14 protein-coding genes, 1 tRNA gene and 1 riboswitch are annotated in these 13,657 nt (G+C 58.2%); of the genes, 8 read left to right on the top strand and 7 right to left on the bottom strand.

All coding sequences use genetic code 11. From position 1 onward, the window contains the following. Window positions 1-28 precede the first annotated feature (28 nt). Window positions 29-198: riboswitch (cobalamin riboswitch) on the bottom strand. A 191-nt stretch (window positions 199-389) separates the two neighbouring features. The 3 genes from pip to ABJT94_RS19200 all read left to right on the top strand — a co-directional run bounded on the left by pip (window position 390) and on the right by ABJT94_RS19200 (window position 4,181). Then, window positions 390-1,361: a prolyl aminopeptidase gene (pip, locus tag ABJT94_RS19210; RefSeq protein ID WP_348474343.1), complete on the top strand. Its 972-nt coding sequence runs from the start codon at window positions 390-392 to the stop codon at window positions 1,359-1,361. 85 nt (window positions 1,362-1,446) lie between these two features. Beyond that, window positions 1,447-1,884 (top strand): D-aminoacyl-tRNA deacylase, encoded by a 438-nt coding sequence (gene dtd, locus ABJT94_RS19205; protein WP_348474342.1) that lies wholly within the window; start codon window positions 1,447-1,449, stop codon window positions 1,882-1,884. 146 nt (window positions 1,885-2,030) lie between these two features. Continuing rightward, the gene (locus ABJT94_RS19200; RefSeq protein ID WP_348474341.1) at window positions 2,031-4,181 is read left to right on the top strand and encodes a diguanylate cyclase; all 2,151 of its coding nucleotides are present in this window, start codon (window positions 2,031-2,033) and stop codon (window positions 4,179-4,181) included. 10 nt (window positions 4,182-4,191) lie between these two features. Here the strand turns inward: ABJT94_RS19200 and ABJT94_RS19195 are convergent, their stop codons facing one another. From ABJT94_RS19195 to ABJT94_RS19180, 4 genes are all read right to left on the bottom strand, one after another. Next, entirely contained in the window at window positions 4,192-4,533 is a 342-nt protein-coding gene (locus ABJT94_RS19195; RefSeq protein ID WP_127559159.1) for a hypothetical protein, read from the bottom strand. A 72-nt stretch (window positions 4,534-4,605) separates the two neighbouring features. Continuing rightward, a complete protein-coding gene (locus ABJT94_RS19190; protein ID WP_348474340.1) occupies window positions 4,606-5,340 on the bottom strand; it encodes a gamma-glutamyl-gamma-aminobutyrate hydrolase family protein in 735 nt (244 codons plus the stop codon). Between the two features lie 145 nt (window positions 5,341-5,485). Beyond that, window positions 5,486-6,163, bottom strand: coding sequence for an OmpA family protein (locus ABJT94_RS19185; protein ID WP_348474339.1), 678 nt, complete (start codon window positions 6,161-6,163; stop codon window positions 5,486-5,488). 74 nt (window positions 6,164-6,237) lie between these two features. Continuing rightward, window positions 6,238-6,768, bottom strand: a complete 531-nt coding sequence (locus ABJT94_RS19180; RefSeq protein ID WP_127559161.1) for a winged helix-turn-helix transcriptional regulator — start codon at window positions 6,766-6,768, stop codon at window positions 6,238-6,240. 191 nt (window positions 6,769-6,959) lie between these two features. Here ABJT94_RS19180 and ABJT94_RS19175 point away from each other — a divergent pair. Then, window positions 6,960-7,036: transfer RNA gene (locus ABJT94_RS19175), tRNA-Pro, on the top strand. Between the two features lie 282 nt (window positions 7,037-7,318). Here ABJT94_RS19175 and ABJT94_RS19170 read toward each other — a convergent pair. After that, entirely contained in the window at window positions 7,319-8,203 is an 885-nt protein-coding gene (locus tag ABJT94_RS19170) for an AraC family transcriptional regulator (RefSeq protein ID WP_348474338.1), read from the bottom strand. Between the two features lie 159 nt (window positions 8,204-8,362). Between ABJT94_RS19170 and ABJT94_RS19165 the strand changes: the two genes are divergently transcribed. Both ABJT94_RS19165 and ABJT94_RS19160 read left to right on the top strand, forming a co-directional pair. Next, on the top strand, window positions 8,363-9,232 hold the full coding sequence (locus ABJT94_RS19165; protein ID WP_348474337.1) for an SDR family NAD(P)-dependent oxidoreductase: 870 nt from the start codon (window positions 8,363-8,365) through the stop codon (window positions 9,230-9,232). A gap of 12 nt (window positions 9,233-9,244) precedes the next feature. Next, complete coding sequence (locus ABJT94_RS19160) at window positions 9,245-10,054, top strand: SDR family oxidoreductase (RefSeq protein ID WP_348474336.1); 810 nt, start codon at window positions 9,245-9,247, stop codon at window positions 10,052-10,054. Window positions 10,055-10,131: 77 nt separating this feature from the next. Here ABJT94_RS19160 and dkgB read toward each other — a convergent pair whose 3' ends face one another. Next, window positions 10,132-10,947, bottom strand: coding sequence for a 2,5-didehydrogluconate reductase DkgB (gene dkgB, locus ABJT94_RS19155; RefSeq protein ID WP_348474335.1), 816 nt, complete (start codon window positions 10,945-10,947; stop codon window positions 10,132-10,134). A gap of 149 nt (window positions 10,948-11,096) precedes the next feature. Here dkgB and ABJT94_RS19150 point away from each other — a divergent pair, with 149 nt between their 5' ends. Next, window positions 11,097-11,591, top strand: a complete 495-nt coding sequence (locus ABJT94_RS19150; protein WP_348474334.1) for a cytochrome c — start codon at window positions 11,097-11,099, stop codon at window positions 11,589-11,591. A gap of 6 nt (window positions 11,592-11,597) precedes the next feature. On the opposite strand, the gene ABJT94_RS19145 is transcribed toward ABJT94_RS19150, so the two are convergent. Then, on the bottom strand, window positions 11,598-12,407 hold the full coding sequence (locus ABJT94_RS19145) for a hypothetical protein (protein WP_348474333.1): 810 nt from the start codon (window positions 12,405-12,407) through the stop codon (window positions 11,598-11,600). A gap of 194 nt (window positions 12,408-12,601) precedes the next feature. Here ABJT94_RS19145 and ABJT94_RS19140 point away from each other — a divergent pair, with 194 nt between their 5' ends. Beyond that, complete coding sequence (locus tag ABJT94_RS19140) at window positions 12,602-13,633, top strand: YjgN family protein (RefSeq protein WP_348474332.1); 1,032 nt, start codon at window positions 12,602-12,604, stop codon at window positions 13,631-13,633. The last annotated feature ends 24 nt before the right edge of the window (window positions 13,634-13,657 follow it).

Here is a 13,657-nt window from a genome sequence, read left to right as displayed (position 1 = left end):
TGATGGACAGACCGGTCTGTTAACTGGACCGGCATCTCCTGGCCTGGACGGGCATTCGGGCTTCGACGATACCCAACCATGCGGTTATTTAGCCACTGGCCGATTCGCCTTACCGTTGCGCGACAGCTCCGGATTCTCACCGGATTCCCCCATGTTACGCATCGCTGTGTGGGTTTCGCCCGCAGCGGGCAAAAACCTGGCGATGCCCAGGTGCAGCGATAGTAGGGGATGCGGCTGTGCATCACAATGGCGGTAACCCCGGGGTGCTGTGCAGCCTGAATTGCCTGTGTCATTATTAGTCGCCGGTCAGTGACCGATGCCTGTAGACGCCAACAGGCCTGTTTACCTGGTTGGCCCTGACAACAAAAAACCCGATAAGAGGATGCTGGATGCTGCCGCTATACCCGGAGATTCGACCCTATAACCAAAGCCATCTGGTGGTAAGCGGTGGTCATCAGCTCTATTTTGAAGAATCGGGAACGGCCGATGGTCTGCCGGTGGTGGTTATACACGGTGGCCCGGGGGCCGGGTGTTCCGAGCAGATGCGACGTTTTTTCGACCCTGAACACTACCGCATCATCCTCTACGATCAGCGCGGTGCCGGTCAGTCCGAGCCTCACGCTGAAACCGACAACAACACCTCAGAAGCCCTGGTTGATGACCTTGAACAATTGCGCCAGCACCTGAACGTTGACCGGTGGGTACTGTTCGGTGGCAGTTGGGGCAGCACCCTGGCGTTGCTGTACGCGGAGGTCTACCCAACCCAGGTGTCTGCGATGATATTGCGTGGCATCTTTCTCGGCCGGCAGCAGGATCTCGACTGGCTGTATCGCAGCGGTGCCGGGCGGTATTTTCCGGAAGAGTGGGAGCGCTTTCTGGAGCCAGTTGAAGGGGCAACCGGAACCGACCTGGTCGAAGATTATTATCAGTTGCTGCATGGCAGCAATGACCTGGCGCGGGTCGGGGCCGCCAAAGCCTGGGCTCGCTGGGAGGCCGTCAATGCCTCGCTGCGACCCAGCACCCAGTCGCTCGACTATTTCACTCAGACGCATGTGGCGTTAAGTCTGGCGCGCATTTCGGCGCACTTTTTTCGCGAAAAGTGTTTTCTGGCCGAAAATCAGATTCTAGAAGCGGCCGGAGCGCTGGCCGGCATACCCGGGACCATAGTTCATGGCCGCTACGACATGATCTGCCCGCCCGAGCAAGCCTGGGCCTTGTCGAAACACTGGCCGGACGCCGAACTCGACTTTATTCGCGAAGGCGGCCATTCTGCTTTCGATCCCGCTAATGTCGATGCGCTGGTGCGCGCCACCCAAAAGTGGAGTCACTACCTGCGCCATGACCCGGGGCGGGCAGAATAGGCTCACCTGAGTCGTTTTATTGCCAAACTCGACTATGGTTTCAACACACTTTTATTGAACCTCCCGCCAACTGGACGTTATTGCCATGAAAGCCCTGATTCAGCGTGTCACCCGGGCACAGGTCACTGTCGACAATGCCACTGTCGGTGCGATTGATCAGGGCTTGCTGGTGCTGGTGGGCGTTGATCCGGACGATGGCGCGCCAAACATCGAAAAAATGGCCCATCGCTTGCTAAATTATCGGGTGTTTGCCGATGCGGACGGGCGCATGAACCTGAACGTCCAGCAAATAAGCGGTGGAGTCTTGCTGGTGCCGCAATTTACGCTCTCAGCCGATACCCGCAAGGGCCTGCGGCCCAGTTTTACGTCTGCCGCTGCACCCGAACATGGGGTAGCGGTGTTTACATCCCTGGTAGAGGCGGTGAAACAGCGCCACGCACGGGTCGAAACCGGTCAGTTTGGCGCTAACATGCAAGTGAGCCTGACTAACGATGGGCCGGTTACTTTCTTGCTGGAGCACTGATGGCCAACCAGCAGCGCCGGTGGTGAGCCATCCTTGAAAGGGGGGCGCAAACGATACCTCTGCCATCGCTTGTTGGCACAGAGAGCTTTACAATGATCCATCCTTACCAAATACATCCCGACCGCTTCGATGACTGAGAGTGCACCGTGACCACGGACCAGCCCGACCTGTTTAGCGCCTGCCTGGAGCGGGCTTGGCAAATAATGCTTTCGGATGCAGATTCGGCTCTGGCTATTTTGGCGCAGGCGAAAACAATGGTCGGTCAGGACACATTAAGGGCTTGCCAGCTGTCGTTTCATGAAGGCTGGGGTTACAACTTCGGCGGAGACTATCTGCAAGCGCTTAAACGATTTTCCGAAGCATCAACGCTGGCTGAACAACTGAAAGACCCCGAGGAAATCTGGCGCATCCATAACGGCATGGGAATGGCCTACCAGGGTATGGGGCAGTATGGCGAAGCTCTCTACCATTTTAGCCAGTCGTTGGTAATCTCCCGGTCAGTTGACAACATAAACGGCATCTTTGCCTCCCTGCTGAATTTAGCGCTGCTAAACTACGAAATAGACGATCTGAGCAGTGTTGAAGAGCTGCTCAATCAGATGCTAGGGCTCGACAACTCTAAGGTAACTGCCGAAAACCTCGGCGAAGCCGCCCTGTTACAAGCCCACCTGCATAGCCGACACAGCCGTTTTCAGGATGCGCTGCTCGGTTGCCGTGCCGCACTGGAGTATGCCCGCCAGCTGAATTTCGGCCATCTGGAGATTCAGGCGCTGATCGCGGTTGCCCGCTGCCAGCGCCTGCAGAACCGCCTGGTCGAGGCTGAAACCACCTTGCTGGTGACCATTGATCACCCCGAATTTGATAAAGAAGGCGTCACCGGACTCTACGCCTATATTGAGCTGGCCAAGGTGCTCGCCTCCACCGGACATTTTTCCCGGGCGGTGCATACCCTACGCCAGGGGCTGCGCCGCGAGGGCTTGCCCGAATTCAGTCTGATTCAGCAACGTGCGCTGGAAACCCTGGCGGTGTGTCTGGAGCGGGCTAAAAAATACCGGGCTGCGCACATTGTGCTGCGCCTCGCGCTGGACCTTGAACGCAAGCTGCAACAGCGTGACGTTCGCCGCCAAATCCAGCTGCGTCAATACGAAGCCAAGATGGAAGATGAACGTCTGGCCCGGCAGATCGCGCAGCACGAGAACCGGCAACTTAAGGCGGCCCAGTCCCGGCTGCAACTGATCAACGAGCTGGCGCGCCAGCTGGCCTCGTCGCTGCGCATGGACGATATCGGCCAGAAGCTGTACGACATTGTTCGCCAGCGGCTCGATGTGCACTTTGTCTCGCTGGCGCTGAACCGCCCTGACGTTGAAGCCATCGAATATGTGATGGTCATTGATGACGGCGCCCGGCTACCCGGGTTTTCCATTCCCTATTCATTCGATCAGAGCCGTGCGGTGCAGGCGATTCGTTCCGGCGAACCCTTGCTGATCAGCGGAGAAAAACACCGGGCCAGTTCGCTCAGGCTGGGCGATAACCGCAAATTGCCGCTGTCGCAGCTGTTTGTGCCATTGATTCACAATCAGGCCGTTATCGGCATGGTGTCGCTGCAAAGTTCAGTGGCTGAACGCTTTGGGTCCGATGAGCTGGAGCTACTGAGCTCGCTGGCACCTTTCCTCGCCATTACGCTCAGCAATGCACTCAGCCACCAGCAACTGTATGAAGTAAATACCGCCCTGTCGCACGAGAAAACCCAGATAGAAGCGGCCCAGCAGCGCATTGAGTACATGGCGAACCACGATACCCTGACGCGCTTGCCCAACCGGCGATTGCTTGTGAACTTTGTGGATGAGCGGATCGCGATGGCCAATGAATCCGGCCGGGCCTTTTATCTGGTTTACATCGACCTCGATGGCTTCAAGCCGGTGAACGACCGCCATGGTCACCGCGTGGGCGACTCGGTCTTAATGGCGCTTGCCGGCCGGCTTTCCGATGCCCTGCGAAGGACCGATTTCGCCGCCCGCGTAGGGGGTGACGAGTTTGTGATCATAGTGGATGATTTCGACAACGAACCGGCCATTCACGCCTTTATCAGCCGAATGCTCTCGGTCATAGAAAAGCCGGTGATGTCCAATAGCGAGCAGGTCGCAGTGTCGGCGAGCATTGGCGTGGCACGGTACGGATCGCATGGGCGGGATCTGGACACCCTGATGCACCATGCCGACCAGGCCATGTATGGCATCAAGCGCTCTGGCAAGGGCGGCATCGCCTACGCCGAGCAACATCCGCGCACGCTGTTTTAACCGGCCCGATTCAGGCGCCGGAAAAACTCAGAATCTTGATGGCCAGACTGGCAAACACCAGCAAACTGACCAGCCAACTCCAGAACACCAGGGTTTCCCACAAGTGCCGGGCCCGTTGCCGCAGACCTTTGGGCGGGTCTTTTTCCGGCCGGGTCAGCGCCAGCAGCGCTCCCAGCAACACCAGCCCCAGGCCAGCGACAAAGCCAGTGAAGAGTTCGTCTCCGTTGAGTTCAGGGTGTGCCACCGCCCAGCCGATCATGGCCGGGAACACCAGGGCACCCAGCGTCATTAAAGGCCAGGCCAGTCGACGCATCGGGTAGAGTCGTACGAGGGTTGCGTGTTGCAGGGTCATCAGTTTCATTGAGGAATGGAGTGCACCAGCGGTTGAATGGGCTATCAGTTCGAATCGGGCCCATCCTGCCTGCTATTGGGGGCGGGTGTCCAGAAAGTCGCGCATCCAGCGTGCAATTCGTTCGCCCTGGTGGTCAACCGCCAGGCTCGCGACAACCGCCTGCATCTGCTCGGCGGTAATATCGCCTTCACGGTACCCCAGCAACGCCTGCTGATAGTCTTTGGTAAACTCAGGGTGCCCCTGAAAACACAGTACCCGGCCCGGAATGTGATAAGCCGCGTACTGACAAAAATCGTTGGTGAGCAGGGTTTCAGCACCTGGCGGCAAGGCCAGCACCTGATCGCGATGGCTGATCAGCAAGGATACCGGCTCGGGCTCATCGACAAAGGCGGGCAGTTCGGCCCGGGCCTGTTCATCAAAATCGTAAGTCATTACCCCCAGGCCCCAGCCACGGTCGGCTCGCCCCGCGGTTCCGCCCAGGGCATGCGCCAGTAATTGATGGCCAAAACAAATGCCGATCATGGGCTTTTCAGCCTCATAGACGTCTTTGCAGAAGGCGCGCAACCGGACAATCCAGTCGTCGTCGGCAAAGGCATCGTGCTGACTGCCTGTAATCAGGTAAGCATCGAAGTCGTCGATCGATTCCGGGTACTTTCCGTCAATGACCGGGAAAACCTCGATATTCCCGCTGAAATCGACGCTGTTTAACAGAGTCGTGAACATCCGCCCATAGCTGTGATAGTTCGGTTTCAGTGCGGGTCGCAGCACATCGGTTTCGAGGATGGCCAGTTTCAGGGGTGCTGTCATAGGGGTCGGGCATTCCGCATCAGAAGTCGCAAGGCAGGGTACAGCTGGCCGCAGCAGGGCCAGACCCGGTGTTGGGCCATTATGGTTATGGCGACGCGGATTTCAAGCGGCTCCGGACGGAGCCGCCTGTTAGAACTAAGCCGATTTATTCGGCAACGATGGCCTCAAGGCTGATTTCAACCCGGCGATTGGACGCCCGGCCCGCGGCGGTGCTGTTGTCGGCGATGGGGCGCAGTTCACCGTAGCCTTCAGCGGCAACGCGTTCAAACGCAATGCCCTGGCTCAGCAAGACTTCGGCAACGCTGGCGGCACGACGTTCAGACAACAACTGGTTGTAACTTTCAGCGCCGGTGCTGTCAGTGTGACCCTCAATGGTGACCAGGGTGTTTTCATACTCCTGAACAACCCGGGCAACCGAGTTGAGTGTGTCCATAAAGTCGGGACGCAGCTCTGAGCTGTCGGTATCGAAGGTGATGTTGCCGGGCATGATCAAGTTGATTTCACCCTCTTCGGTGCGCTCAACCTGCACACCGCTGTTGACCAGCTCTTCGCGCAGTTCCGCTTCTTGCCGGTCCATATACAAGCCTACGCCGCCACCGGCGACGCCGCCAATGCCGGCACCGATCAGGGCACGCTTGGCGCGTTCTTCCTTCGGTGCGGTGGCTGCACCCAGAACGGCGCCAATCAGGCCACCCGCGATGGCGCCCTTGGACGCGCCGCTGACCTGTGATTCGCCCGTGTACGCATCAAGCGTTGTACAACCGGTTAACACCGCGCCAGACAGAGCCAGAGGCAGAGCCAGTTTATGCCAGGTATTCATCATAGATTCTCCGTTTCATACATCAGGGTCGGTCAGCAGTGGCTGCCCGAAAAATATTTTGGAAAGGCTAATGCAGATCAGCGCTTAAATCGATGACTGATCAGATCCAGCGGTAAGGCTGACGACTGTTTTGCCTCCTCCATCACAATATAACTCTTGGACTCACGTACATGCGGCAGTGCCAGCAACAGATCACCCAGGTACTTGCGATAGCTGGGCAGGTCGGTCAGCCGTATTTTAACCAGATAATCCGACTGACCCGACACCAGGTGGCATTCCTGCACGTAACTGAGGCCATCGACCGCTTTGCGAAACTCATCGAACGCCTCGGCCGACTGATTCGACAGGGTGATCTCAATAAACACCAGCAAGCCCAGCCCCAATGCCTCGGGCGACAGTATGGCCTGGTAACCCTGAATCAGACCTGACTGCTCAAGCCGTTTTACCCGATCCATACAGGGCGTGGTCGACAGGCCGACCGTTTGAGCCAGATCGACATAGGAGATGCGGGCGTTATCCTGCAACGTACGAAGGATCTTCAGATCGATTCGATCCAGCTTACGGCTTTTGCCCGAGTCTGCAGAAGTTGGGTGGGTGGTGTCGGACATCGATATTCCCCGGAAAGTGCCTCCAGCATACCTGAGCGCCCGGCGCCGAGGCAATCCGCGTACTCCACGACGGACACGGGTGGAGTTGACGCCAACCCGGCGACTTCGTACTATTGCGCAGCTCGCATACCCACGCCGGACATTCCCGCAAATGCCCCGTGAAATCAATGGTTTGCGACGCCGACCTTTATCGGAGAGTAGCTCAGCTTGGTAGAGCACTACGTTCGGGACGTAGGGGTCGCAGGTTCGAATCCTGTCTCTCCGACCAACCAATATCAGCATCAATTCAAACCCGATATCACGAGCAGGGCGACCCGTGGGTCGCAGCAGGGTGGCCTGCCCGTTCAATCCCGTCTCTCCGACCAACCCTATTCAGCGCCATTTCCAAACCGACATCACGAGCCGGGCGACCTGTGGGTCGCAGCAGGGTGGCCTGCCCGTTCAATCCTGTCTCTCCGACCAACCTTTCCCATCAGTTATTATGCCCACCTGGCCATGAGCCAGCGCCACAGCCGATGTTGGCTTTAGGCTGGTCGCTATTCGTTGGCGGTCACTCCGCAGCCAGCGCTGCCCGATCTTGTCGCGGTGACAGGCCGAACTTCCGGGCGTATTCACGCGAAAACTGGGCAGAGCTTTCGTAGCCCACGCGAAAGGCGATTTCCGACACCTTGGTGGACGAGCTGTGCAGCGCGTCGCGGGCGTTCAGCAAGCGAAGGTCCTTCTGATATTGCAGCGGCGACGTCCCCGTGACGGCCTTGAAATGCTCAAAGAAGGTGGAATTGCTCATGCCGACGCGATCCGCAAGGTCTCCCACAACCAACGTTCGCGACAGATCGGACTGGATTTCGCGGGTTGCCTGAAAGATGCGGCTGGCGGTTGTCTCTTGCCAAAGCAGTTTTTGGAGGACGTCGGCATGAGGACTAAGAAGCAGCCGTGCGTGGATTTCCTGCCGGGTGATCGGGGCCAGCACCTGGCGCGCTTCTTCGATCGCGCATTGGTCGAGATAACGGGTCAGCGAATCTTCCGTCGCAGGATCGGTCGGGCATAGCCTGATCGAGAACGGGTCGTGGCTGCGCATTCCCTGTCCGGGCGGCACGGCTGCGGCAAGGCTGCGCAGCAAGTCGAGGTCGAGCGGAAAGACCAGCGCCACGTAAGGCATCTCGCGCGAAGCCCGGGTGATCCGGGAAACAACCGGCAGCGCGTGGCTGACGATCAACGATTGGCCGGAATCCACCGTCAGGCTGTGGGCGCCTGCACGGACCTGCTTGGAGCCCTGGAGGACAAGGCACAGAAGCGGGCGGTAGACAGTGGCCTGCTGCGGGGTGGGCACCTTGAACCGAAGAAAATGCATCCCGCTGTCAGAATGAGCCAGCGCACCCTGTGGCACACCGGCGCGATCCATCAGCGCCGTAACGCAGTTCAGTAACCCAGTCATGCGGTTCTCCTTTCTTGGATCTCGTCGCGTGATAGAAACCGGTATCCTAAAGAAATATTCCGGTAGTCGGAGAATCAGACACGTTTTTCGGACAATCGAGAAAGAACGGTCGTCTTGCCCGGAGTATTGTCCCACTATCGTCTAGGAAGGATAGGTCACATGGCAAAGATTTTCATCACTGGAATCGCGGGCGGCTTGGGCCTGCCCACTGCGAGGGCGCTCATGGCGCAGGGGTATCAGGTCTCGGGCAGCGTCCGCAGCCGCACAGGCCGCAACGCCGACACGGTCGCCATGCTCGAGGCCGAAGGTGCACATATCGTCGAGATGGATGTGACCGACGCCGCCAGTACCGAGGCTGGTGTGGCCGAGGCCATTGCCGCGCTCGGCGGGCTGGACGTCCTGTTCAACAATGCCGGCATTGGAGCTTATGGCATTCAGGAGTTGATGTCGCCCGAGGATATGACCAAAGTCTTCGATGTGAATGTAACGGGCGTGCAGCGTGTTATGCGCGCCGCCCTGCCGCATTTCAGGGCACAGAGGCGCGGCACAATTCTGTATACGTCCAGCCTGATCGGGCGCATCGCGACCCCATTCTACGGCACCTATTGCGCGTCGAAATGGGCGCTTGAGGCGGTGGTTGAATGCTACCGCACGGAATTGTCCGGCTTCGACATTGAATCCTGCATCATCGAGCCGGGCGCCATGCCCACAGCTTTTTTCGACGGGATGGTCACACCTGACGACCCCGCACGCGAGGCGCAGTATGGCGATTTCGCAGCCGTTCCTGCGATGTCTGCGCAGGGGCTCGCTCAGATGCTCGAGGCTACGCCCGACCAGCGCCCCGAGCGCATCGCCGAGGCGGTCACTGATCTGTTGGCGCTGCCCTTTGGCCAGAAACCCTTTCGTACGGTTGTTGATCATACCGGCGTCGGCTCAGAGATCGAGCGGTATAACATCGCACTGCATGATGTCACTCGTACCGTATTGACCAATTTCGGCATCGCCGAAATGTTGCGCCTCAACGCTTGAAGGAGCCCTCAAATGAACACCCTTCTCATCACCGGCGCGTCCTCCGGCATCGGCAAGGCAACCGCGCTGCGCTTTCACGCCGAAGGCTGGAACGTAATCGCCACCATGCGCGACCCGGCCAGTTCTGATCTTGCCAGTCTCGAGAACGTGCTAGTTACTCGCCTCGACGTGACGGACTCCGCGTCGATCTCAGCGGCGGTGCAAGCGGGCATCGACCGCTTTGGCGCAATCGACCTTCTGCTGAACAACGCCGGGTACGGCGCCTACGGCCCGCTCGAAGCCTTCTCGACTGACCGCATCCGTCGCCAGTTCGACACCAACGTGATCGGCCTGCTGGAGATGACCAAAGCTGTTTTGCCGTATATGCGCGCACGTCGGTCAGGCACCGTCGTCAACATCTCGTCCATTGGCGGTCAGATCACCTTTCCACTCGGTACGCTGTACCATGGGACCAAGTTTGCCGTCGAAGGTCTCTCCGAGGCGCTGCATTACGAACTGGAGCCGCTCGGTATTCGTGTGCGCATCGTCGAGCCGGGCATGATCAAGACCGACTTCGGCGGGCGCTCCTTCGATTTCGCCATGGACGAAAGTCTGACCGATTACGCCCCCGCTGCCGAGGCAATGGGGCGCCTCTTCGGCAAGTTGTCGTCTGAACCATCGTCACCCGAGGTCGTGGCTGAGGTCATCTGGCAGGCCGCCAACGACCCGGGCGATCAGTTGCGGTTCCGCGCGGGGCAGGACGCCACCGACCTTCTGGACCGGCGCAAAGAACAGGATGACGCCAGCTTCATCAGCAGCATCAAGGCGTTGATGACGGACTGAGCCTCTGACTGGCCGAAGCGACACCATGCCTGCAGGTGATATACCCCCGCGAACGAGTCAGGAGGTCCCTGTCTTAACTAATCCAGGTCCCAGGCAGGTGCAAAACTCGGGTTTGCTAATCGTAACCCCTGATCCAGCGTGTCGATTCGGTTCATTTCCGACATGGTCAGTTCCAGCTCCATGGCGGCCAGGTTACCTTGCAGATGGTGGCGCTTGGTTGATGAGGGAATGGTGATGATGCCACGCTGCCGAACCCAGGCCAGGGCTACCTGGGCGGGAGAGACCCCTTTGTTCTCAGCAATCGCATTCAGCACCGGGTCGTCGTTGACGCGGCCTACTGCCAGCGGCATGTAGCCAGTGACCAGGATGTCGTGTTGCTGGCAGTGCTCAACCAGCTTGCGGTTGTGCAGATAGGGGTGCACCTCCACCTGGTTGGTCAGCAGGCTGCCGGGGCCCAATATCTTCAGGGCCTGGTCGATCTGGGCAATGGTGAAGTTGGAGACGCCGATATGACGGGTCAGGCCCGCGTCCTGCACGGCCTTCAGTTCACCCAGGTAGTCTTCCATGGGCACATCGCCTTCCGGGGCGGGCCAGTGAATCAGTAACAGGTCGACGTAATTCATGTTCAGGCGCGCGAGGCTTTTCTCAACGCAGGGGCGAAACAGGTCTTTGCTAAGCTGGTCGACCCAGACCTTGGTGGTCACAAACACCTCGTCCCGGCTGACCGGGCTATCGGCAATGGCTTTGCCAACGGCCGCTTCGTTGTCGTACATCTGGGCGGTGTCGATGGTGCGATAGCCCAGCGCCAGTGCCGTGGTGACCGCCTGGTAAGCGATGTCGTCTTTCAGTCTGTAAGTACCCAGACCCGGGTTGTTCAACATGGCTTCCGACATTTCAGACTCTCCGGCGTTACAATTACGGTAAATAAATAGGGCGACAGATGGGTAGGGTGGGGGTGGTTTGTTGTGCTTAAAGGGCCGATCAGCGGCTGGCACCTTCTCTGGCCTGTCCACTGCCAAGTAATGACATCATACGGGTGATTATGAAAAAGCTGGGAATTTTCATCGCGACGATTAGCCTGCTGGGTTGCAACCCAGGCAGCGAGCCTGAGGCGGAGGCCACGGGATCGGGGCTAGCGCTAGCCGACATAACATTGGAAGCCAAAGCGGAAACCGGTCGCTGGTACACCCGGGCCCAGGTTGAACGGGGTCGGGAGACCTTTGAGCAGTATTGTGCGGCCTGCCATGGTGCTAACGCCGAGGCGACCCCCAACTGGCGCACGCTCGATGCCAATGGCAATTATCCGCCACCGCCACTGAATGGTACCGCGCACGCCTGGCATCACCCGCTGGCGGTGTTGTCGATGGTGATCGAGGAAGGAGGCGAACCACTTGGTGGCGTGATGCCCGCCTGGGGCGATACGCTGAGTGAGGCCGAGATTGTTGAGGTGATTGCCAGCTTTCAGAGTTACTGGCCAACTGAGATATATCAACTCTGGCTGGAACGCGAACGCGCCAGTCGCGGGCTGACTCCTTAAACGGCGTTAAAAAACCACACTGATCCGTATGGCTAACGGGATGCCCCGGTAAAAGTGCGTGATGTCGTTGCTGAACCCTTCGCCACTGTAATCTTCCGAGAAGCGAATGGTTGGCAGGGCAATAAACTCCGTCATGATCGGGCCCGCATGGGATTGCAGCGACAACGGCGTACTGATGCTGACAAAGGCAAGGCTGTCGCTTTCGATGCGGTCGCTGCCATCGATCAGTGGGTTGGCGTAGTCCCAGAGCAACCAGCCTGAACCAAAACCGCCACCGGCCTGAAACGACAGGTGCTTGAACAGCGGCCAGCGTTTGCCCGCGGTTAGCTGCCAGCCAATGATGCCGGGGTCTTCCAGGGTATTCCCCCGTTCGTGATCAAATTTTGCATCGAGGTAATAGCCCGACAGCGTGATTTCCATCCCCTCATCAAATCCCGCAGCGCCGAATTCGTAGCCGTAGCGACTGTGGTAGGTGGACTGACGACCGAATTCCGGGAAATAACGGCCAACCCAGAACCGCCCCCAGTCGAATTCGGGTTCGTTCCAGCCTGAATAGCTGTCGAGTGAGCGCCCCGATGAGTGGTCACCGGAATTGAGGATCAGGGTTGCTGCCGTGTCGGCGTACCAGTGTGTCGCGGGTTCTGAAAGATGGGAAATATCGCGGTCGTCAGGGTTTTCCGACTGAGCCAGTTGACCGGCCTCACCAATACTGGCCGAGCGGATGCGCTCTGGCTGAGAAGAACAGGCGGTCAACAGAGTGCCGAGAAGCACCAGGCTGAAACGTGAATAACCGGACCCACGGTAGACAGACGCCATAACGATTTCCCTGAACGGTGGTAATTGAGATCCATGCACTGGGGGGAACTATACAACAGAGAGTTATTGCTCGGTTAGTGGCCCCGCTTTATCTAGAAAGTGTAAAGAGGTAAAGTTTCGGTTCGTTCCAAGGGGGAGCGGCAGGCATGAACGCCTGCACAGTAAAAAAAACAGATAACGAACAAGGAAACGTTATGACGAGCCAGTCTCTGACCGACACGCCGGTCACTTCCCGATCTTCTCTCAAGCCCATTCCCGTTGGCTTCAATGGCCGTGGCGGCGAATATTTCGGCATCTGGATTGTTAACATCGCGCTGACGGTGCTGACACTGGGTATTTACTCCGCCTGGGCCAAGGTCCGTAACAAGCGGTACTTTTATGGCAACACCGACGTTGCGGGAGCTTCCTTTGAGTACCTGGCCACCGGTGGTCAAATACTGAAAGGGCGCCTGATCGCTGTGGCCGTCTTTGTGGTCTTCTCTGCGATCTCGAGTTTCATTTCGCCTGAAGTGTACGGTCTTTTCATGCTGGCTTTCATGGCGGCGATGCCCTGGCTGATTAACGCCGGCCTGCGATTCAATGCCCGTTATTCCGCCTACCGTGGCGTGCGTTTCCGCTTCACCGGCACCTACTGGGCTGCCTGCAAGGCGTTTTTTCTGTACCCGCTTCTGGGCATGATCACGCTTGGCATCATGATGCCGCATGCCATGCATTATGCCGCCCGCTACGTGGTCACCAACCACGCCTACGGCAATAAAGCCTTCAAGTTTGATGCGACGGTCAAGCAATACCAGTCGGTTGTGTTGGGCTTGGTGATCGGCATTATCGCGTCTATTGCGTTAATCGCCATCGGTTTCAGCCAGGCGTCTATTGTTATGATTGGGGTGGGTTACCTGGCCATTTACGGTTTGTCTCTGGCGTTCAAACCCCTGCTGTTCAATGTCTACTGGCAGGGCGTGACTCTGCAGAAAAATCGTTTTCAGGCCAATATGCCGGTGGGTCGTTTTATCTGGGTATTTATCAGCAATTCGATTGTGGTGGCGCTCACTCTGGGTCTGGCCTTTCCCTGGGCTCAGGTTCGGCTGGCGCACCTGAACGCGAATTCTCTGACCTTCCTGCATGCCGGTAACCTCGGTAGCATCGCGGCCAGCCAGGCAAAAGAAATGTCTGCTGTCGGTGAGGAGCTGGGCGAAGTCTACGACGTGGATGTCGGCTTTGGCATCTAACAGACCTGTTGCAGGTCGCCGATG

It is taken from the genome of Saccharospirillum sp. (assembly GCF_039982735.1).
In the GTDB taxonomy this organism is placed as follows: Bacteria; Pseudomonadota; Gammaproteobacteria; order Pseudomonadales; family Natronospirillaceae; genus Saccharospirillum.
This window is presented reverse-complemented; position numbering and strand designations above follow the sequence as displayed.

Coding starts and splice junctions, on each gene's coding strand:
- pip (WP_348474343.1), top strand. CDS start 390: ATGCTGCCGCTATACCCGGAGATTCGACCCTATAACCAAAGCCATCTG.
- dtd (WP_348474342.1), top strand. CDS start 1,447: ATGAAAGCCCTGATTCAGCGTGTCACCCGGGCACAGGTCACTGTCGAC.
- ABJT94_RS19195 (WP_127559159.1), bottom strand. CDS start 4,533: ATGACCCTGCAACACGCAACCCTCGTACGACTCTACCCGATGCGTCGA.
- ABJT94_RS19190 (WP_348474340.1), bottom strand. CDS start 5,340: ATGACAGCACCCCTGAAACTGGCCATCCTCGAAACCGATGTGCTGCGA.
- ABJT94_RS19185 (WP_348474339.1), bottom strand. CDS start 6,163: ATGATGAATACCTGGCATAAACTGGCTCTGCCTCTGGCTCTGTCTGGC.
- ABJT94_RS19180 (WP_127559161.1), bottom strand. CDS start 6,768: ATGTCCGACACCACCCACCCAACTTCTGCAGACTCGGGCAAAAGCCGT.
- ABJT94_RS19170 (WP_348474338.1), bottom strand. CDS start 8,203: ATGACTGGGTTACTGAACTGCGTTACGGCGCTGATGGATCGCGCCGGT.
- ABJT94_RS19165 (WP_348474337.1), top strand. CDS start 8,363: ATGGCAAAGATTTTCATCACTGGAATCGCGGGCGGCTTGGGCCTGCCC.
- ABJT94_RS19160 (WP_348474336.1), top strand. CDS start 9,245: ATGAACACCCTTCTCATCACCGGCGCGTCCTCCGGCATCGGCAAGGCA.
- dkgB (WP_348474335.1), bottom strand. CDS start 10,947: ATGTCGGAAGCCATGTTGAACAACCCGGGTCTGGGTACTTACAGACTG.
- ABJT94_RS19150 (WP_348474334.1), top strand. CDS start 11,097: ATGAAAAAGCTGGGAATTTTCATCGCGACGATTAGCCTGCTGGGTTGC.
- ABJT94_RS19145 (WP_348474333.1), bottom strand. CDS start 12,407: ATGGCGTCTGTCTACCGTGGGTCCGGTTATTCACGTTTCAGCCTGGTG.
- ABJT94_RS19140 (WP_348474332.1), top strand. CDS start 12,602: ATGACGAGCCAGTCTCTGACCGACACGCCGGTCACTTCCCGATCTTCT.